Here is a 20,012-nt window from a genome sequence, read left to right as displayed (position 1 = left end):
TTTTTCTTATTTACTGATATAATTATAAAATAGTTGTATACTAAATGTCATGATTTCTATATGAATTAGGTGACTTACGTGAGTAATAATAAATATCAACGACAAAATATAAATATATTCGCACGCGTCGACTGGATTTTAATCATTTTAATCTTGTTATTAGCAACTGTCAGTGTGATTGCCATCCATTCTGCGATGACGAGTGGTCAGTACGGTACAGATTTTGGTACGCGTCAAATCATGTTCTACGCACTCGGTTTTGTTATAGCACTCGGCTTAATGTGTATCCCCTTTAAATTAATAAAGTCCTATACTTGGATCTTATATACAGTAGGCGTCCTGAGTTTACTCATCCTGTATATTGCGCCAGTCTCATCAATTACACCGATTATTAACGGGGCTAAGAGTTGGTATCAGTTCGGGTTCTTCAGCATCCAACCTTCAGAGTTCGTTAAAATCATTTATATTTTAACGATGGCTTACGTGATTAGTCAGCACAATAAATACAAGCTCACCGACACACTGGCCATGGATCTAAGATTGTTGCTCAAATTAATTTTAGTTTCAGTGTTGCCGATGATCTTAATTCTCCTACAAAACGACATGGGTACTGTACTCGTGATGATTGCAATTTTCCTCGGCTTAGTCATTGTATCCGGTATTAGTTGGTGGCTCATCATTCCAACTTTTACTGTTGCTGCAACGACTGGAATTGCATTAATCTTAGGCATACTTTACCGTCCAGATATTCTTGAGAAATACTTAGGTATTCACCCCTATCAATTTGAGCGTATCTATTCTTGGTTAACGCCTGAGGCCTTCCAATCAGACAGTGGCTTCCAATTGACCAATTCACTGATTGCAATTGGTTCAGGTGGAATTACTGGTAAAGGTTATACAGATGGTATTATATATATTCCAGAAAATCACACAGACTTTATCTTTACGATTATCGGCGAGGAGTTCGGATTCATAGGATCAACTATTGTAATTCTGATTTTATTTATGTTGATTATGCATTTGATTCGTATGGCTTTTCAAGCGACTGATAGCTTTGCATCTTATTTTATAATCGGCTATATTGCACTCTTGGTCTTCCACATCTTCCAGAACATCGGTATGACGATTCAGCTTGTACCAATTACAGGATTACCTTTACCGTTTATAAGTTATGGTGGTAGTGGACTTTGGTCGAACATGGTCGCAGTTGGTGTACTCTTAAGTATGTACTTCCATCACCTATCCGGTCCAAAATTAAAATAAAAAACTGCTGTGGAGGCGTTATGCATCTACAGCAGTTTTCTTTTAAATATTATTTTCTTTCAGTCTAAGTTGTTCCTTGTTAGCAATACGGTTCATAATTTCAAAACGAGATTTCGAAGATGAGACCTTCACGCCGAGTTCATGCAGCATCTGGACGACTTCCTTAACTTTACTTGTGTCGTTTTTGCGCATATGGACACTCCCTTTTTATAGCTAACTTTATTGTACTTCTTTATAATATAATTATCTATACTTTTCAGAGAGAAAATATTACAGACTTATTACAAAACTATTTTATATTATTTTTTAGAAAGGGATTCAAGCATGTATATTCCGTTTACAGACATTTATATAACGGACCAAGTGGTGTTTACAGTTATTACTGCTATTATATTTTTTGTAAACTTCTTACTCGCCATTGGTCTAATATTTTTAGAACGACGTAGTGCACAAAGTGTTTGGGCTTGGATGCTCGTCCTGTTCTTCCTACCGATTGTCGGTTTCTTATTATATATACTTTTTGGTAGAACGATTTATCGACAACAAATATTTAAAATAGATGAAAAAGATAAGGTTGGTCTCGAACACTTAGTCAGTGAACAACTAGAGGAAATCAGAGAGAATCACCTATCCTTTTCTAATAGCACCGCAGAGAAGCATAAAAAACAAATACATATGCTCCTTTATAACAACCAGTCCTTTGTCACAAGTAACAATGATGTGACAACCTATACCAACATGAATGACAAATTTGACCAAATGATCAGAGATATAGATGATGCAGAAGATCACATTCATTTCCAATATTACATCTTCAAACTCGATGGTATTGGGAACCGTTTGTATAAAGCACTTTTAAAGAAACAAAAAGAAGGCGTCTCTGTGAGAATACTATACGATGATATAGGCTCACGGTCTTTATCTTTAAGAAATTTCTCTGATATAAGAGAGCAAGGCGGTTTAGTTGAGGCTTTCTTCCCTAGCAAACTACCACTCATCAACCCACGTATCAGCAACAGAAACCATAGGAAAATTGTGGTTATCGATGGACGTATCGGTTATATCGGCGGGTCAAACGTCGGTGATGAGTACATCGGGCTGAGTCCTAAAATGGGTGCTTGGCGTGACACACACTTACGTATCGAAGGTAATGCCGTGAAATCTTTACAGATTCGTTTCATGTTAGACTGGAACTCTCATGATACACGCAATAATATGCACAATACTGAGCGATTCTTTCCTGAGCTACCATCTGTTGGTGACACGACGATGCAAATTGCTTCAAGTGGGCCAGATGAGAACTATCAACAAATTAAATATGGCTACTTAAAAATGATTTATAACGCGAAAGATACGATATATATTCAATCTCCATATTTCATTCCAGATCAGTCAATAATGGAAGCTTTAAGAATTGCCATTCTAGCAGGGATCAAAGTATACATCATGATTCCAAGCTTCCCAGACCATCCCTTTGTTTACTGGGCAACTTATTCAAATGTTGGTACTTTGATGCGTATGGGGGCAAATATCTACATGTATCAACCAGGATTCTTACATCAAAAAGTGTTTATTATTGATGATGAAGTTGTATCTGTGGGTACGACTAATGTTGACAACAGAAGCTTTATCTTAAACTTTGAAGTCAATGCATTTATGTATGATAAGGAAGAAGCTAAAAAGCATCGTCTCATATTCGAAAATGATATTCAGTATTGTGAAATATTAACTGAAGAAAAGTATGATGATAGAGGTTTATGGATTAAGTTAAAAGAAGGCTTAGCCAATCTCATATCACCAATCCTATAACACTAAAAGCCGATGTATGAATTATAATTCATACATCGGCTTTCTTATTTTAACAATTATTTTTTACGTTTTTTCTTAGGTTTAACTCTTGAGTTTTTCAAGCGTTTTTCCTTTTCAGCTTTTTCTTTCTCATGTGCTTCAATAATTGGTGCCATTTCTTCATGTACTTTCTTACGATAGAAAGTATTACCTGCCCAAGTTTGGAAGATTAGGAATAGACCACCAACTGCCCAATATAATGGTAAGGCTGAAGGAGAAATTGCTGAAATCCAGATAATCATCAACGGTGAAATAAACATAAATAGTCTCATTTGTTGACGTTGTTCTTCTGGTACAAATCTCATTGAAATCCATGCTTGAACTGCATATACAATACCTGCAATTGCAACCATGAAGTAGTCTGTTTGCGTTAAGTCCATCCATAGGAACTCTGGGTGTGCTTCAATCCCACCTTCTGAAGGGAATCTAAGTGCAAAGTATAAGGCCATAACGATTGGCATTTGAATTAATATCGGTAGACAACCCATATTTAAGGGGTTGATATCATGTTTTTTGTACAATGCCATCATTTCTTGCTGTGCCGCCATCTTCTCCTCTTGAGTCGTAGCGACCTTAACTCGTTGTTGAATTTCTTCCATCTCAGGTTTGACGATCTTCATTTTTTCTCTCATCATCATCTGATTCTTGTATGTACGCATCATGAACGGGAAGATTGCTAGACGAACAATCAATGTAATAATAATGATTGCTAAACCATAATTGTAATCTAAGTTATCTCCTAGCCAATGTAATAATGAATCCATTGGGCTAACTAATGTGTTATAGAAGAAGCCGTCTCTATTCTCTTCTTGAGAATAATCACATCCTGCAAGGAATAAGACTAAAATCATAGAAGCAGGAAATAGCCATTTTTTAATCATTTCTTCACCTCAAATAATATCTTGCATAAAAAAGATTGTACCATATATTGAAGTGTATAAAAACCAATTTCAATGTAAATGGTTAATTTTTCACAAGGTTAGGAGAGAAATTGTGTCACTGTTTGGTCAATATTAGCTGACTGAGTAATTGCAGAGATCACAGAAATCCCATCTGCACCATTCAACAAACAAGACTTAAAATTATCTACAGTAATGCCACCGATAGCCACTATCGGCAAGGTTGTCTTTTTTGAAATTTCCTTTAACCCAGATAAACCGATGGCTTGACCAGCATCATCTTTAGAACTGGTCGGGTAAACAGGCCCACATCCCAAGTAATCAACACGACTCAAATCGCTCTGTTTTAGTTCTTCTAAATTACCGACAGATAAGCCGATGATTTTATTATTTAAGAATGCTGGTAAATCTTTAGGATTGATATCAGCTTGCCCGACATGCACACCGTCAGCGTCTACAATTCTCTGAAGCTCTACATCATCATTAATTATAAAAGTGACCTTATATTTTTGACACAGGTCTTTTACTTCCATCGCAAATTGAATTAAATCTTCGCCACTTTTAATATTTTCTCCCTTTTCTCTCAACTGAAAACACGTCACTCCTGCCTTAAAGGCAGTTTCTAAATCTTTTAAAGGGTTTTTAAAGCTCGAAGATGAAGCGATGAGATATAACCTTAATACCGATCTATTCATGCACAGTCACCTTAGATTTTTGGTAGTCCGCTTCAGAGAATTTATACATTTCATCAATCAATTGAACTTGAAACATGCCTGGTCCTGACGTACTTAAAGCAGCTTGTTCTGCAGCAATGTTATATAAGCTCACTGCTTTAACAATAGCATCTTGGGTTCGGTCGACTGCTAAAAATGATGCACAAATTGCACCTAAAACACAGCCTGATCCTGTAATTTTCTCTTGGAATTCATGACCATTGTTCATAGAAATAATCGTTTCACCATTGGTATATGCATCGGTCTCACCGGTTACCAAAATTGGCACCTTTAATTTATCATAGGCAACTTTAACGATTTCTTCTGCTTTACCTTCTGCAATAGAGTCCACGCCTTTAGACTCAACATCTAAACCTGCTAAGGCCATAATTTCTCCTGTATTTCCCTTAATTAAATCGACCTTATGGTTTTCTAATATATGGTTGATGACGTTTCTTCTAAAAGTGGAAGCACCATATCCAACAGGATCTATAATCAGAGGTACTTGACTCTGATTCGCTTCTCTTGCCGCTGTTTCATAGAGTTCGATTTTATCTTCACTACAAGTTCCTATGTTGATGAGTACAGCGCCACTATGCTTAATTATGTCAGCCATCTCCTTCTTCTCGCCACTCATAATTGGTGATGCACCGAGTGCAAGTAGGCTATTTGCAGTGAATGGTTTTACTACATCATTGGTAATACATAGAACGAGTGGATTAATGCGTCTTAAGAGTTCAATCATTGTTATTCTCCTTTATATGAAAAATGATTTACCGGCCCACTACCTTGCCCGATACCAGGTGCATGTTTAATAGCATCTGTTATATACGCCTTCGCTGTTTTAAACGCATCTTCCTTAGTATTACCCTTAGCGAGCTCTGCAGTAAGTACCGCTGAAAATGTACATCCTGTACCATGTGTTTGATCTGTGTCGATTCTTTCACTGGATAGTGTCGTAATACGCTCCCCATCATACATATAGTCTGTCGCATCGCCGTCTAAGTGACCACCTTTAATAATGACACTTTTGGCCCCCATTTCATCAACGATGAATTTTAAAGCATGTTCTATATCTGATGTGTTTTCTATCTTCTGTCCTGTAATTGCCTCTGCCTCATGTAGATTTGGTGTCACAATATCAGCGAGCGGAATGAGTGTATTGATGAGCGTATCCATCGATGCTGCGGTCATCAAACGGTCCCCACTTGTTGCAATCATCACAGGATCCATGACATAAGGAATATCATATTCTCTTATGTATTTTGCAATTAAGGTCATCATATCGGCTTCAGCAATCATGCCCGTTTTCATTGCTTTTGGCACTTGATCATCAAAAACACTCTTAAGTTCCTTTTCGATAAAATCTATCGGTACGTTATAGACATCCTGAACGCCTAATGTATTTTGTGCAACAAGTGAGGTGATAACAGCCATGCCGTATACATCTCTTGATGAGAATGCCTTGATATCAGCAGGGACACCTGCCCCACCTGTTGGATCAGTTCCAGCTATTGTTAACGCAGTTGGTAAAGTCATTATTAGATTCCTCCTAAAAAATAAGCCCACTTCCTGAAAAGAAGTGGGCTTATCAAAACGAATGCTGTATTCATTTTATTCGCACTTCCCTCCGCCAGCATAACCTGGATCAGGTAAAAAGGGACAAGTTTTCACTATCTCAGCCAATTGGCGCCCCTAGTGGTAAATGTTATTTAAATGTATTGTATCACATTGTACTTTAGTGTCAAAGAAGATTCCGTTTCCTTATACATATTAAACCGATAAGCATCATCACAATACCTAGACTTGTAACAATTACAACTGCTAACTCATCTAAACCTTCTATAGGAACATCGCTCAAGTAATAAAATGGACTCAGTTTTAAGAAGTTTTCATTTAAGTCAATCAAACTTCCTAAATAATTAACCAAGAATATATATGCCAGATATATCCAGACAAATATATGAAGTCTAGCATATATACCAATGAGTAATGAAGAGACTCCTATAATAAATACCATTGCAGCACTGTAATTAATAAGTCCTTTAATGTAATCGACTTCTGTGAGCTCTAGTCCTGTCACATTAATACTAGCTAAATACATTCCAACTAAGGTCAGTAAATAACTCAGTATACCCACTAAGTTCGCGTAAAACCAGTGTATTAAATATGCCGTTGTAAGTGAAATTCTATTATTTAACGTCGCCGCGTTCATCATCTCTAAACGTCCTGATTTTTCTTCTATTAAAAATCTACCATTCACCATTAAGGCAGGTACCGTCGCAATTAGTGCAGAGATTATAAATAGTAAATTTATAAAAAACATGGTGCCATCTTGACCTTCAAATGCGGCTTTAAGCATATCATTTTGACCGATGACTTGATCAAGATCTCCAAAAATAGAACCGTAAGATAAACCAACTATAAAGAGACCCACCATCCATGACATCATCAAGACCTTACTATTGATGAAGGCTAATCTAAAGTAGCTTGAGATTTTTCTTTCCTTCGGTTTTTTATCGATATTAAAATAACCGCTTCCTAAATCACGCTTGTAAAACAATACGTAACTTAAGGCCACTAATAGAATGACGATTGAGAATGGCATGAGCCATAGTCCAGATGATTCTATACCATAGGCTTCTATACGAGACAACCAGTGATAAGGAGAGAATACAGAAAATCTTGTATCCACCACATCCGTCATTGCTCTGTACAGGTATAAAGCAAGGAGAACGGTGAGTGTCAGACCAAATGTTAGATCTGCACTTTGGAATAATTGTCCGAAAGAAAGCGTCAGTACAAAGAATGAGAGTCCAAATAAGCTCAGACCTAGTGCGTAATATAAGTTTCCAGGTAAGCTTAATCCTTCAACATTGATAAGTTGTAATCCGACAACTAGGATAAAACAGACAAGTATATTGATTATGATACCTAACATGATTTGTGAACTGATGATCGTCGATTTCTTCGTACCTGTCGTTAGAATATATTCCGTTAAACCTTCTTCCTCTGCTTTTCTCCCAATTCCGTTTGCGATTAAAATATTAAACAGACCATGGAAGATTGCCATAATTAACAACATTTGGTGCGCAAACATTACCGGTGATGTGTAATCCCCCTCTGGAATCGGTCCAATTAAGGCCACCATTGCAGGGTTATCAACGGTCATTTTCATACCTAAGCGTTCTTCTTCAGTCCCATATAGTGTGTTAAATACACTGGGTATCGACAGTGAGATACCACATAAAATCAGAAGCCATAAGAAGACCTGAAAACGCACATTACGTCCGATCAATCTAAAATATGTCATTTTGCATCCTCGTAATATCTCATGAAGATATCCTCAAGTTTTGGTGGTGTTGTTTTTAATGATTTGAGATTATAGATCTTCAAATATCTTAAAAACTGAGGAATATCATTATTATCGATGAACATATGGTAACCATCACTGTCAGATGAAAAATCATGAATAAATTTTTGATGTTTTAACGCATCAATATTATCATCAGTTTCGATGATATATTCTACTCGAGTAATGTGCCTAAGATCATTCATAGTACCAGCTTCTATGATTTTACCGTCTCTGATTATAGCAATACGATTCGCAAGCTTTTCAACCTCAGAAAGAATATGGCTCGATAATAAGACGGCCTTGTTATTATTTTTTAAGTTGATGATTTCTTCATGAAACACTCGCTCCATTAATGGGTCAAGACCAGTAGTTGGTTCATCAAAGATAAATACATCTGCATCACTGAGAAAAGCACTAATTAATGCAACCTTTTGTTTATTTCCCTTGGAATACGTCTTACATTTTTTATGTATATCTAATCTAAAACGTTCAATTAATGCCGCTTTTCTGTCATCGTTATGATAGCCTTTAGCAGCCATCATGAAGTCGATGACCTCACCACCTGTTAAGTTTCCCCACAGATTGACATCCCCAGGAACGTATGCAATCTTTTCAATATAGTTTTTATTTTCCTTAATATTTTTATCATTGAAAAGAATATCACCTTTCGTTGGTTCCAAAGCACCAATAATCATACGAATTGTCGTCGATTTCCCCGCTCCATTCGGTCCGATAAAACCAAAAACTTCTCCAGGATATAGAGTGAACGATACGTCTTTGACTGCTTTAACCTTGCCAAAATGTTTAGATAAATTCACCAGTTCAAGCATACTGAACCCTCCTTAATCTATTGGCTTAATTTTACCACAAAAAAACATCGACACTATAGGAGTGCCGATGTTGATTTTATCTTATAGTCTTGAACCACATACAGGCCAAGGTGATGATCCTCTTTGATCATATAGCATTTGTGCTCTTTGTGTTTGTTCAGCAGCAGATGCTTGTGAAGCAACACCTGAACCACCTACTGACTGCCAAGTTTGAGCATCAAACTGGTATAGGCCGTGATATAGACCATTAGCACTTACGACACTCGCGTTTCCGCCAGATTCACAAGCTGCTAAAGCACCCCAGTTTAAGCCGCTATTTGTATTTGTACTTTGTGCTTGTTGTTGTGGCTGCTGTTGTTGTTGTACTTGTTGTTGAACTTCTTCTTCTTGAACCTCTTCAGCTGGCGCATTAGTTGTTGTTTCTTCAACTTCTTCCACCTCAGTTGCTGGTTCAGCAACTGGAGTTGCTGCATCTGGTGCTGCATCAGCGGAAACAACTAATTCTTTACCTACAAAAATAATATCTGATGATAGGTTGTTCCATTCTTTAAGTTCAGCTACAGAGACATCGAATTCTACAGCGATATCAAAAAGTGTGTCACCTGCTTCAATTACATATTTATCTTTTACTTCTTTATTGTCTTTGTCAGATGTTTCTTCTTTAGCTTCAGTTTTTATATCTCCATCAATTTCTAATACTTGACCAGGAACGATAATATCTGAAGTTAAGTTGTTATCTTTTTTAAGTGATTCAACTGTTACATTGTTCTCTTCTGCTAGTACCCATAATGAGTCACCTGATTCTACTGTGTGTGACGCCGCTTCTGCCGAATATGCAATAGTAGTTGAAACTGCTGCAACTGCTCCAAATGCTAAAACCTTTTTCATAAGAATATTTCCTCCATAATGTTTAATTCATTTTTACCAATACTGGCCGCTCTTTTTCATTAACGATATTTATTATAGGGAAAAAAGTCATTACATAGGTTACAGCAATTTAAAAATTTAATCGTTTCTTTACAATCATATTACAAAAAGTTCAGTTTAATACAATTAGATTTCATTAATCTGAATATTTTATATCATAAAAATAAGCATATCTATGAGCCGCAGCAGCTCATTAGATATGCTTTGTGAGTGAGATGAATTGGTGCATTATAAGTGGGGTATAATTAAGCGAGTACTTTCTCTTTGTCTTTACTTTCTTCTGTTTTAATTTCTGCTTCTTCAACTATGCTTTGAATCACTTCAATTTGCTTTTCTCTATCAGTATTTGCGGCTTGTTTTGACTCAGTTATAGTATGTACGTACTGTTCACCGAGTGCGTCTTGGATGTTGTAGTGATTGACTGCTTGTTCAATCAACCGAGATGGATTAGAAATATCTGTACGATTTTGAATCTTTTCAGGCACTTGTTTAACACTCTCTACCCAAATTTCCATGCGGTACTCTCTAGTACCATCATCACTTGTAGTTGTAGTGGTTGCTAACTGTCCACTGACACATAATATGTCACCTATATTTGTCATTTCTAATACTTTTGGTACACTCTTTCCAAAGGCTTTACAGTAAAGAAAATGTACTTCTTTTTCACGACGACTATCTTTCGGCACACGAACTGTAGCAATAATAAATGCATTGACACTACCTTGGGCATTTTTCGCAATGACGTTGTTGCTAATAAGTTCACCGACAAGCAATACTTTGTTCATCATCTTATTTCACCACCCTTCCTGTTACCAATGTAAGTGAGGATGAAATATTCTGCAAAAAGCAATAATTTCATTTCCGCTTAGAATAATATACAATAATGACAAAAGACCACTTAAAATATAGCAAGAATTCAAAAATAGTAAATTTTAGCATACGAAAAAAGATAATTTGTATTTTATGAAGGGGTAATCAAAATGAAATCATTTAAGGTGATTGATCTAAAAATTATTCAAGAACAGAATTTTATCGTTCCAGAAGTACTAGATGGTGTCATCATTAACTTAGAAGAAGGCGAGGAACCATGGATTATTGAGATTGTGACCTCCAGTCATCTATCATCAGTGCTCACCAAATTAAAAGATCAACAACTTGATATGATGGTGACAATTACTAGACCGACCAACACACCAGCAAAATTTTCAGCTACTTTAATGGATATTCATGATAAGGAAGATAAAACCTCAGTTATTTTTAAAGGGGCGATAGTCACTCATGGTCCAAACTATGCTGAGAACCTACTTGCCTACCTTGTTGAAAAAGGGTATGAAGGTGAGTCTCTCATTAACGAATTCAATGTTCGTATGGAATCAAAAGAAGATTTTGAGAAAGAAGAGGAATAAAAAAATGCGTATGACAGCATTAAGTCATACGCATTTTTCTATTCACTTTTAACATCTGATATCGCAAATGTAATCTCACATTGGCAAGCAATTTCACCGTCTACTTTGGCAACAGCAGTTCCTTTACCAATTGGACCACGAATCTTCGTAATTTCTACGTATAGGTCAAGTGTGTCACCTGGTGTGACTTGTTTTTTAAAACGGCACTTATCTATACCAGCAAAAAAAGCCAGTTTCCCTTTATATTCCTCTTGTTGTAACAGTGCAACGCCACCAACCTGTGCTAATGCCTCAACAATTAACACACCAGGCATTACTGCATATTCAGGAAAATGACCTTCAAAGAATGCTTCATTACCTGATACTTGTTTAATTCCTCTACAGCTTACACCAGGATCAACTTCCGTTACTCTATCAATAAGTAAAAATGGTGGTCTGTGAGGTAAAATCGCTTTAATTTGATCATATGTCAGCATTGCTGTCGTCAACCCCTAGTCAAGTTAATGATATGTTCCCATGTTTCTATTCTAAATACACCAAACGGATTATCTAATATGCCATAGCCAATCATTAGGCCTAAAAAGATAAGCACAATAGCAACATATAGAAACAGTAAAATTCTAACTAACAATGGGAATCTACGGTGAACGATTTTTTGTTCTTGTTCTGCCATAGTATTACCCCTCTACTTTGATGTCACCAAATGCTCTATAGAAGTACTATCATCTGTACGTTCGATATCCGCACCTAGTGCTTTAAGTTTTTCATGGAAACGGACGTAACCACGATCTAAATGTTGAAGTTCCGATACGACAGTATAGTCTTTTGCAGCAAGTCCTGCAAGTACTAAAGCAGCACCCGCACGTAAATCAGTCGCTTTTACTTGAGCGCCAAATAACTGACCACCACCACGAATCACTGCGTGGTTATCTTCTAACGTAATGTCAGCATTCATTGCGGAGAATTCTCTAACGTGCATGAAACGATTCTCAAATATTGTTTCTGTGACGATACTCGTACCTTCAATCGTCGTTAATAAAGCCATCATCTGACTTTGCATGTCTGTTGGGAAACCAGGATGTGGCATCGTTTTAATATCTACATTTTTATATGTGTCAGCTGGAATAAGGCGAACATCATTGCCTTCTTCAACGAATGTAATGCCGATTTCCTCTAGTTTTGAAACGACTGCAGATAAGTGTTCAATGACTACATTCTTTAAGGTAATTTCACTTCTAGTAATGGCACCAGCAATCATAAAAGTACCAGCTTCTATACGGTCAGGAATAACTGAATGCTCAGTCCCTTTCAAGGATTCAACACCTACAATTTTAATGTGTCCAGTTCCTGCACCAGTGACATGACCACCCATTACATTAATGTAATTTGCTAAATCTACAATTTCAGGCTCCATTGCAGCATTCTCTAAATGAGTAACGCCTTCTGCTAAACTCGCAGCCATCATTAAGTTCTGAGTCGCCCCAACACTTGGGAAGTCCATGTGAATTTTTGTTCCTTGTAGACGACCATCAATTTTACCTTCGATGTAACCAGCAGTCTGTTGGAAAGACGCACCCATCTTTTCTAGACCTTTAATATGTTGTTCAATCGGTCTTGAACCAATTACGCAACCACCTGGCATCGCGATATTACAATAGCCATAACGGCTCAGTAATGGTCCCATTACGAGCATACTTGCGCGCATTTTACTGACAAGTTCATATGGTGCGATGCAGGTAAGTTCACCTGAAGCGTCAATTGTAACTTGATTTTTACCTCGTTCTACTTTTGCGCCTAAAATTTTATTTAAGTTAGTTAATGTATCTACATCTGATAATTCTGGTACGTTTTTAATAATTGACTGTCCCTCTGATGCTAATAGAGATGCTGCCAAAATCGGTAGTACTGCGTTTTTAGCCCCTTCTATTTCAACGGAACCAGATAGCTTGTTACCACCTTTAACTATAATCTTTTCCATCTTCTCACTCCATAAATTCTCTACCACTCATGTCAATAATACGTTGTTAACACTGCCTTTGTAAAGCGATTAGCTAAACATAATAGCCGCCTCTTGAGTATATCTGAATACGTCCATTATAAAGTTACTTAGCGCTGTTCCAATCAATACACTGAGCAAGATCATTAACATTCGTCCACGAGCGACTTCTCCTTGCTTGAAGAGTACTTCAAGCCTCACTCCTTTTAATACCCAAAATGCGAGTATTATACACAGGAAGTGAAGAATTATATGCATAAATGCAAGTTCAGAATAACCCATAGTTTAATCTCCTTTAAATGAAAAAAAGACTGGATTATCCAGTCTTTTAGTTTAATATTTTGAAACCTCTAGGCGATTTACTGCACGGTGAAGTGCAAGTTCTGCGCGGTACTTATCAACGCGCTCGTCCTGGGCACGATTTAAGAGTTCTTCTGCTCTTTTTTTCGCTGCCTCAGCACGCTCTGTATCAATTTCAGCAGAGAATTCGCCAGCTTGAACAAGTACTGTGACTTGTTCTGGTTTGATTTCAGCAAAGCCTTCAGTAACCGCTAAGTACTCAAACTTTCCATCAATCTTAACGCGAAGGACACCTATTTTAAGTGGTGTAACTGTAGGAATGTGTCCTGCCATCACACCAAGTTCGCCCTGTACAGTTTGAAGAACCACAATCTCGCAGTCTTCTTCATGAAAGACAGAACCATTAGGAGTAACTACATCCAGTGCAATTGTTGCCATGATTTACCCTCCCGTTTTAGACTTCCGCACCTTGTTGACGTGCTTTTTCAAGAACATCTTCGATGCCGCCTACGAGACGGAATGCATCTTCCGGAACGTGGTCGTATTTTCCTTCTAAAATCTCTTTGAAATCCTGTACAGTTTGTTTAACTGGTACATATGAACCTTTTTGCCCTGTAAACTGTTCAGCAACGTGGAAATTCTGACTTAAGAAGAACTGAATACGACGCGCACGTGCGACTGTATTTTTGTCTTCATCAGATAACTCATCCATACCAAGGATTGCAATGATATCTTGCAACTCACTGTATTTCTGAAGTGTCTCTTGAACGCCCCTAGCTACATTGTAGTGCTCTTCTCCAACAATGTTAGGAGAAAGCGCACGTGATGTTGAAGCAAGTGGATCCACTGCTGGGTAAATACCCATTTCAGAAAGTTTACGCTCTAAGTTTGTTGTTGCATCAAGGTGAGCAAATGTTTGTGCTGGTGCGGGGTCAGTATAGTCATCGGCAGGTACGAATACCGCTTGAATTGACGTTACTGAACCAACATTTGTTGATGTAATACGTTCTTGTAACTGACCCATTTCAGTTGCAAGTGTAGGTTGATAACCAACCGCTGAAGGCATACGTCCAAGAAGTGCAGACACCTCTGAACCAGCTTGTGTAAAGCGGAAAATGTTATCGATAAATAGCAATACGTCCTGACCTTGTTCATCACGGAAGTATTCTGCCATTGTTAATCCTGAAAGTGCAACACGCATACGCGCACCAGGTGGTTCATTCATTTGACCGAAGACCATTGCAGTCTTCTCGATTACACCTGAATCTTTCATTTCGTAGTAAAGGTCATTACCTTCACGTGTACGTTCACCAACTCCGGCGAATACAGAAATACCACCGTGCTCTTGGGCAACGTTATTGATTAGTTCTTGAATAAGAACGGTTTTACCTACACCGGCACCACCGAACAACCCAACTTTACCACCTTTGGTATAAGGGGCAAGTAAGTCTACTACTTTAATTCCAGTCTCAAGAATCTCAGTTGAAGTAGATAATTCATCGAATTTAGGTGCTAATCTATGAATTGGGTCACGACGCTCACTGGCTGGGATTGGTTCACCTAAATCAATATTTTCACCAAGGATGTTGAATACACGACCTAGTGTGTTTTCGCCAACTGGTACAGAAATTGGCGCACCAGTATTAACAACTTCAGCACCACGACGTAAGCCATCTGTTGAACTCATCGCAATCGTTCTAACAATGTTATCACCGCGGTGAAGCGCAACTTCTAAAGTCAGTGAGATTGGTTCTGAACCGGCAATGTCAATTTTTACAGTAAGCGCATTATTAATTTCAGGTAGTTCGCCTTCGTTGAATCTTACATCAACAACTGGCCCCATAATTTGGACTACTTGACCTAAAGCCATTTAATTTCCTCCTAATCTCTTTTATTCTAATGCAGAAGCACCGCCAACGATTTCCGTAATTTCCTGGGTAATCGCAGCTTGTCTTAAGCGGTTATACTGCAGTGTAAGATCGCCAATAAGTTCCTTGGCGTTGTCAGTTGCTGCTTTCATTGCTGTCATACGGGCTGCATGCTCACTCGCTTTCGCATCAAGTAAAGCACCATATATTAAGCTCTCAGCATACTGAGGTAAAATTGTTTCAAGAATTGATTCTTTATCTGGTTCAAATTCGTAACTTGCAAGTGCTGATTCTTCACTTTCAGTTTGAATATCGCGCTCTGTTAGTGGAAGCAGCTTTCTTACAGTAATATCTTGTTGTAAGACGTTTACGAATTTATTATACACAATGTACAATTCGTCAATATCTTCATTAACGAATTCGTTTACCGATTGGCTCGCAATTTCTTTAACGCTTGCGAAATCAGGCTGATCCGGTAGGCCAAGTCGATAGTTCGTTATATCAAAACCACGCCCTATTAAAGTCTCATAGCCAATTTTACCGAGGACGAATAGATCATATGAATCCGGATTATTGTCGTGTTTCTTGGCAACTTCTTGTGAAATTGCTTTGACAACATTACTATTGTAAGCCCCTGCTTTACCGGTATCACTTGAAATAATGATGTAACCCGTTCTCTTAATTGGTCTCTCTTCTAACATAGGGTGTGAGCTTTCATTATCGCTAGCAGCAATTCCTCTTACAGTTTCTTGGATTTTATCCATATAGGGTTGGAACTGTTTCGCATTTTGCTCCGCCCTACTAAGTTTAGAGTTTGCTACCATGTGCATTGCGCCTGTTAATTGACTCATCTTTTTCGTTGAGCCAATCCGGCCTTTAATTTCTCTTAATGAAGCCATGAATTCACCACCTTAGTCTTACTTAATTAGTTAGAAGGGTTAAAGAGCTTTTTAAAGCTGTTGATTGCTTCGTCAAATGCATTTCCGTCTGGTAACTGTTTAGTATCAGCGATTTGCTTCAATAGTTCCGGTTGATTTGCATCCATCCAGCTTAGGAATTCAGCTTCAAAACGAGTCACATCTTCAACAGGTACATCATCTAAATAACCATTAACGAGTGCAAATAAAATTGCAACTTGTTTTTCAACTTTTAACGGTGCGTTTTCCGGTTGTTTAAGTACTTCAACAGTACGTGCACCACGGTCAAGTTTCGCTTTAGTTGCTTCATCTAAGTCTGAACCGAACTGAGCAAAAGCCTCAAGTTCACGGTAAGACGCTAAGTCTAGACGTAATGTACCGGCAACTTTTTTCATTGCTTTAATTTGTGCAGAACCACCAACACGTGATACTGATAATCCGGCGTTGATTGCTGGACGTACACCTGAGTGGAATAGATCACTCTGTAAGAAGATCTGTCCATCAGTGATTGAGATAACGTTTGTTGGAACGAAGGCACTGATATCGCCAGCTTGTGTTTCGATGAATGGTAGTGCTGTAATCGAACCGCCACCTAAATCGTCATTTAATTTCGCTGCGCGTTCTAAAAGACGACTGTGTAGGTAGAATACGTCACCTGGGAAAGCTTCACGACCTGGCGGACGACGTAATAGTAAAGATAACTCACGGTAAGCAGCTGCTTGTTTAGTTAAGTCATCATATACGATTAGAACGTGTTTACCATTGAACATGAATTCTTCTGCCATTGATACACCAGCATATGGTGAGATGTATAGTAATGGCGCTGGATCTGCAGCACCTGCAGTTACAACAATTGTGTAGTCAAGCGCACCGTTTTTACGTAGCGTTTCTACTGTTGAACGTACTGTAGATTCTTTTTGTCCAATCGCAACATATACACAAATCATGTCTTGATCTTTTTGGTTTAAGATTGTATCAATCGCGACAGTCGTTTTACCAGTTTGACGGTCACCGATAATTAATTCACGTTGTCCACGACCAATTGGTACTAGCGCATCGATTGCTTTAATACCTGTTTGTAGTGGCTCATCAACACTTTTACGATCCATAACCCCTGTTGCTGGGCTTTCAATAGGTCTCGTTTTACTTGTGTTGATTGGCCCTTTACCATCTATTGGTTGACCAAGTGGGTTTACAACACGGCCAATAAGTTCTTCACCAACAGGTACTTCCATAATACGTCCTGTACGTTTAACTTCATCGCCTTCTTTAATGTCGTCACTTGGCCCAAGAATTACTATACCAACATTATCTTCTTCAAGGTTTTGAGCAAGTCCTAATACTCCACTAGGAAACTCAATTAACTCTCCAGCCATCGCATCGTTTAAACCGTGAGCAAGTGCAATACCATCACCAACCTGGATTACAGTACCAGTGTCTGTGACTTGCATGTCCTTGTCATAGTTTTCAATTTGACTTCTTAAGAGAGCACTTATTTCGTCAGCTTTGATTGCCATGAAAATGTCACTCCTTTAGCTATTCGTATGTTCTTTAAAATTATTTCTGATGCCTTCAAGTTGATTCTGTACTGAACCGTCGTATACTTTCGAACCGATAAGTACTCTTACACCACCAATGAGCGCCTCATTGATATTGTTTGTAATGAGCAGTTTTTCATAGCCTGTTTTATCGATAAAAATCTGTCCAAGCTGATCTAGCTCTTCAGTGGAAAGTTTATATACAGATTCTACAGTCACACGCGCCTGATTATGTTGTTCATCATATAGATGAAGGAATTCACTGTAAACTTCGTCTACTAATGAGACGCGATGCTTATCCGTTAAAATCCTCAATAAGTTCAAAAGCAGTCTGTGACTATCTTTAAATGTTGTCTCGATTACATTCTTTCTATCTTCAATAGATACTTTAGGGTTATTCATGAATTCTTTAAAGCTCTCAACTGAAGCGATTGCTTTAGTCACTTCAAAAAAATCATTTTTAACTTCTTCTAAAACATCTTCTTTTACCGCTACTTCATATAATGCATTGGCATATTGTTGACTCGCTCTTGCCATTATTTATCGCCCGCTTCCTGTAAATACTTAGAAACAAGGCCTTTTTGATCTTCAACATTGAGTTCTTTTACAATCATCTTCTCTGCAATAAGTACAGATAGTTCAGCTACTTGATCATTGATATCTCTGACTGCTTGTTCTTTCTCACGCTCAATATCAACTTTCGCTTCTTGAATCATCTGTGTCGCGCGAGTTTGAGCATCAGTGATAATTGCTTCTTGTTCTTTCTTCGCTTGACCTTTGGCATTTTCCATCAGTTCAGAAATTTCTGCTTGTGTTTGTTTTAACAATGCATCGTTCTCTGCTTTTAAGCGTTCTGCCTCAGCTTTTCTTTGTTCTGCAGAATCTATATCGTCATGAATTAGCTGTTCGCGATCATCCATGATTTTTTTAACTGGTTTCCAAACGTAATATGAAAGCACTAAAAGTAATGCTATGAAACTGACTAACAAGACAAATGATGTGCCGACTGCAGTACCCATACTTTCACCAGCAGCACCTAAAATTAATAGTTCCACCTATGTACACTCCTTTCAAAAAAGTCTTTTCACCTGTAATTATTTACATAATAAGATGGCGAAATCTTTAAAGTAAGACTTCGCCTTTTATAACGACTCTTAGAACGTGAACATAAGTAAGAATGCAATAACGATCGCCATGATTGGAACGGCCTCAACAACCCCGATACCAATGAACATAATCGTTTGTAATGGACCACGTGATTCAGGTTGACGCGCAACACCTTCTACAGTTTTTGAAACAACCATACCGATACCAAATGATGCGCCAAGAGCGGCTAAACCTGCTGCAATACCAGCTGCTAGTAAATTCATAAAATATTTCCTCCTAGAAATTTAAATAATTAGTTTTTATTATATATTAATGATCATCGCTCACCTTATGTGATAGATAAACCATTGATAACATTACGAATATAAATGCCTGAATTGCACCTATAAATACTTTGAATCCTTGCCATACCATCATCGGAATAAATCCTAAAGCACCTAACACGCTACCGCTCACTACTAAATTAAGTAGTAACAGAAGTAGGATTTCCCCAGCGTAGACGTTACCGTAAAGACGTAAACCTAACGTTAAGTTATATGTAAATTCTTCGATGAATTTGATTGGTGCTAACCACCACATCGGTGTAACATACTGTTTTAAATAGCCGCCGACACCTTGTTGCTTCACGCCGTAATAGTGTGTCAAAACAATCATCAAGCCTGCCAATGTCAGTGTGACTACTGGATCAGCTGTCGGTGATTTAACCCACAATGTGTGATCTGCATCTGGTGCGATAAACGTAAATGGTATACCAATTAAGTTTCCGACTAAAATAAATAAGAACAGTGTTAATGCTAAAAAGTGGAATTGTCCACCATCTTTCCACGACATGTTACTCTTGATGATTCCTTTGACAAAGTTCATCAGCGCTTCGACAAGGACTTGCCCTTTACCTGTAGGTCTTACCGCGAGTTTTCGCGTCATGAAAAACAGTGTAAAAAATATGACTAGACATGTGATGATAATCATCAAGGAAGTTGCAAGTTCAAAAATGATTGGTATCCCAAATAAATTAAGTTCCAAGGTTGGACTTCCGTGTTCCATT

General features: G+C 37.9%; 24 protein-coding genes and 1 riboswitch. Of the genes, 3 read left to right on the top strand and 21 right to left on the bottom strand.

Annotation, left to right across the window (positions count from 1 at the left end; genetic code table 11):
• The first annotated feature begins 78 nt into the window (after nucleotides 1-78).
• A complete protein-coding gene (locus JEM45_RS09745; RefSeq protein WP_026867251.1) occupies nucleotides 79-1,263 on the top strand; it encodes an FtsW/RodA/SpoVE family cell cycle protein in 1,185 nt (394 codons plus the stop codon).
• A gap of 42 nt (nucleotides 1,264-1,305) precedes the next feature.
• Here the strand turns inward: JEM45_RS09745 and JEM45_RS09740 are convergent, their stop codons facing one another.
• Nucleotides 1,306-1,455 (bottom strand): Lmo0850 family protein, encoded by a 150-nt coding sequence (locus JEM45_RS09740; RefSeq protein WP_166626927.1) that lies wholly within the window; start codon nucleotides 1,453-1,455, stop codon nucleotides 1,306-1,308.
• Nucleotides 1,456-1,587: 132 nt separating this feature from the next.
• Between JEM45_RS09740 and cls the strand changes: the two genes are divergently transcribed.
• Nucleotides 1,588-3,072, top strand: coding sequence for a cardiolipin synthase (cls, locus tag JEM45_RS09735; protein WP_198687396.1), 1,485 nt, complete (start codon nucleotides 1,588-1,590; stop codon nucleotides 3,070-3,072).
• Between the two features lie 56 nt (nucleotides 3,073-3,128).
• Here the strand turns inward: cls and yidC are convergent, their stop codons facing one another.
• The 8 genes from yidC to JEM45_RS09695 form a co-directional block, all read right to left on the bottom strand.
• Entirely contained in the window at nucleotides 3,129-3,992 is an 864-nt protein-coding gene (yidC, locus tag JEM45_RS09730; RefSeq protein ID WP_026865985.1) for a membrane protein insertase YidC, read from the bottom strand.
• Between the two features lie 98 nt (nucleotides 3,993-4,090).
• Nucleotides 4,091-4,705 carry a thiamine phosphate synthase gene (gene thiE, locus JEM45_RS09725; RefSeq protein WP_198687395.1) on the bottom strand — a complete coding sequence of 205 codons (615 nt, stop codon included), beginning with the start codon at nucleotides 4,703-4,705 and terminating at the stop codon, nucleotides 4,091-4,093.
• Entirely contained in the window at nucleotides 4,698-5,468 is a 771-nt protein-coding gene (thiM, locus tag JEM45_RS09720; RefSeq protein WP_051220438.1) for a hydroxyethylthiazole kinase, read from the bottom strand. The genes thiE and thiM overlap by 8 nt, the downstream gene beginning before the upstream one ends.
• A gap of 2 nt (nucleotides 5,469-5,470) precedes the next feature.
• The gene (thiD, locus tag JEM45_RS09715) at nucleotides 5,471-6,265 is read right to left on the bottom strand and encodes a bifunctional hydroxymethylpyrimidine kinase/phosphomethylpyrimidine kinase (RefSeq protein WP_370545429.1); all 795 of its coding nucleotides are present in this window, start codon (nucleotides 6,263-6,265) and stop codon (nucleotides 5,471-5,473) included.
• Nucleotides 6,266-6,331: 66 nt separating this feature from the next.
• Nucleotides 6,332-6,430, bottom strand: a riboswitch (TPP riboswitch).
• Between the two features lie 37 nt (nucleotides 6,431-6,467).
• Complete coding sequence (locus JEM45_RS09710; protein ID WP_198687394.1) at nucleotides 6,468-8,036, bottom strand: ABC transporter permease; 1,569 nt, start codon at nucleotides 8,034-8,036, stop codon at nucleotides 6,468-6,470.
• Nucleotides 8,033-8,908 carry an ABC transporter ATP-binding protein gene (locus JEM45_RS09705; protein ID WP_198687393.1) on the bottom strand — a complete coding sequence of 292 codons (876 nt, stop codon included), beginning with the start codon at nucleotides 8,906-8,908 and terminating at the stop codon, nucleotides 8,033-8,035. The genes JEM45_RS09710 and JEM45_RS09705 overlap by 4 nt, the downstream gene beginning before the upstream one ends.
• Nucleotides 8,909-8,989: 81 nt before the next feature.
• Nucleotides 8,990-9,796 carry a transglycosylase family protein gene (locus JEM45_RS09700; protein WP_198687392.1) on the bottom strand — a complete coding sequence of 269 codons (807 nt, stop codon included), beginning with the start codon at nucleotides 9,794-9,796 and terminating at the stop codon, nucleotides 8,990-8,992.
• Between the two features lie 284 nt (nucleotides 9,797-10,080).
• The gene (locus JEM45_RS09695) at nucleotides 10,081-10,623 is read right to left on the bottom strand and encodes a single-stranded DNA-binding protein (RefSeq protein ID WP_051220439.1); all 543 of its coding nucleotides are present in this window, start codon (nucleotides 10,621-10,623) and stop codon (nucleotides 10,081-10,083) included.
• 192 nt (nucleotides 10,624-10,815) lie between these two features.
• On the opposite strand from JEM45_RS09695, the gene JEM45_RS09690 reads away from it, so the two are divergent.
• Nucleotides 10,816-11,241 (top strand): YwpF family protein, encoded by a 426-nt coding sequence (locus JEM45_RS09690; protein ID WP_166626934.1) that lies wholly within the window; start codon nucleotides 10,816-10,818, stop codon nucleotides 11,239-11,241.
• 38 nt (nucleotides 11,242-11,279) lie between these two features.
• Here JEM45_RS09690 and fabZ read toward each other — a convergent pair whose 3' ends face one another.
• The 12 genes from fabZ to atpB form a co-directional block, all read right to left on the bottom strand.
• Nucleotides 11,280-11,717 carry a 3-hydroxyacyl-ACP dehydratase FabZ gene (gene fabZ / locus JEM45_RS09685; protein WP_026865993.1) on the bottom strand — a complete coding sequence of 146 codons (438 nt, stop codon included), beginning with the start codon at nucleotides 11,715-11,717 and terminating at the stop codon, nucleotides 11,280-11,282.
• Nucleotides 11,718-11,725: 8 nt separating this feature from the next.
• Nucleotides 11,726-11,914 (bottom strand): DNA-directed RNA polymerase subunit beta, encoded by a 189-nt coding sequence (locus tag JEM45_RS09680; RefSeq protein WP_026865994.1) that lies wholly within the window; start codon nucleotides 11,912-11,914, stop codon nucleotides 11,726-11,728.
• A gap of 12 nt (nucleotides 11,915-11,926) precedes the next feature.
• A complete protein-coding gene (murA, locus tag JEM45_RS09675; RefSeq protein WP_198687391.1) occupies nucleotides 11,927-13,219 on the bottom strand; it encodes a UDP-N-acetylglucosamine 1-carboxyvinyltransferase in 1,293 nt (430 codons plus the stop codon).
• 69 nt (nucleotides 13,220-13,288) lie between these two features.
• Nucleotides 13,289-13,519: a DUF1146 family protein gene (locus JEM45_RS09670; RefSeq protein WP_198687390.1), complete on the bottom strand. Its 231-nt coding sequence runs from the start codon at nucleotides 13,517-13,519 to the stop codon at nucleotides 13,289-13,291.
• Between the two features lie 51 nt (nucleotides 13,520-13,570).
• Nucleotides 13,571-13,975 (bottom strand): F0F1 ATP synthase subunit epsilon, encoded by a 405-nt coding sequence (locus JEM45_RS09665; RefSeq protein ID WP_026865997.1) that lies wholly within the window; start codon nucleotides 13,973-13,975, stop codon nucleotides 13,571-13,573.
• 16 nt (nucleotides 13,976-13,991) lie between these two features.
• Entirely contained in the window at nucleotides 13,992-15,407 is a 1,416-nt protein-coding gene (gene atpD / locus JEM45_RS09660; RefSeq protein ID WP_026865998.1) for a F0F1 ATP synthase subunit beta, read from the bottom strand.
• Between the two features lie 21 nt (nucleotides 15,408-15,428).
• Nucleotides 15,429-16,304 carry an ATP synthase F1 subunit gamma gene (gene atpG / locus JEM45_RS09655; RefSeq protein ID WP_026865999.1) on the bottom strand — a complete coding sequence of 292 codons (876 nt, stop codon included), beginning with the start codon at nucleotides 16,302-16,304 and terminating at the stop codon, nucleotides 15,429-15,431.
• 26 nt (nucleotides 16,305-16,330) lie between these two features.
• Nucleotides 16,331-17,839 (bottom strand): F0F1 ATP synthase subunit alpha, encoded by a 1,509-nt coding sequence (gene atpA / locus JEM45_RS09650; protein ID WP_026866000.1) that lies wholly within the window; start codon nucleotides 17,837-17,839, stop codon nucleotides 16,331-16,333.
• Between the two features lie 15 nt (nucleotides 17,840-17,854).
• A complete protein-coding gene (locus tag JEM45_RS09645; RefSeq protein WP_198687389.1) occupies nucleotides 17,855-18,397 on the bottom strand; it encodes a F0F1 ATP synthase subunit delta in 543 nt (180 codons plus the stop codon).
• Nucleotides 18,397-18,915 carry a F0F1 ATP synthase subunit B gene (locus JEM45_RS09640; RefSeq protein ID WP_026866002.1) on the bottom strand — a complete coding sequence of 173 codons (519 nt, stop codon included), beginning with the start codon at nucleotides 18,913-18,915 and terminating at the stop codon, nucleotides 18,397-18,399. Before JEM45_RS09640 ends, JEM45_RS09645 begins: the two co-directional genes overlap by 1 nt.
• A gap of 99 nt (nucleotides 18,916-19,014) precedes the next feature.
• A complete protein-coding gene (atpE, locus tag JEM45_RS09635; protein WP_026859255.1) occupies nucleotides 19,015-19,230 on the bottom strand; it encodes a F0F1 ATP synthase subunit C in 216 nt (71 codons plus the stop codon).
• Between the two features lie 46 nt (nucleotides 19,231-19,276).
• Nucleotides 19,277-20,011, bottom strand: coding sequence for a F0F1 ATP synthase subunit A (atpB, locus tag JEM45_RS09630; protein WP_026866003.1), 735 nt, complete (start codon nucleotides 20,009-20,011; stop codon nucleotides 19,277-19,279).
• Between the last annotated feature and the right edge of the window lies 1 nt (nucleotide 20,012).

It is taken from the genome of Jeotgalicoccus sp. ATCC 8456 (assembly GCF_016313225.1).
GTDB lineage: Bacteria > Bacillota > Bacilli > Staphylococcales > Salinicoccaceae > Jeotgalicoccus > Jeotgalicoccus marinus.
Note: the sequence above shows the minus strand (reverse complement) of the source record. Positions and strands in the feature narration are given on the sequence as shown.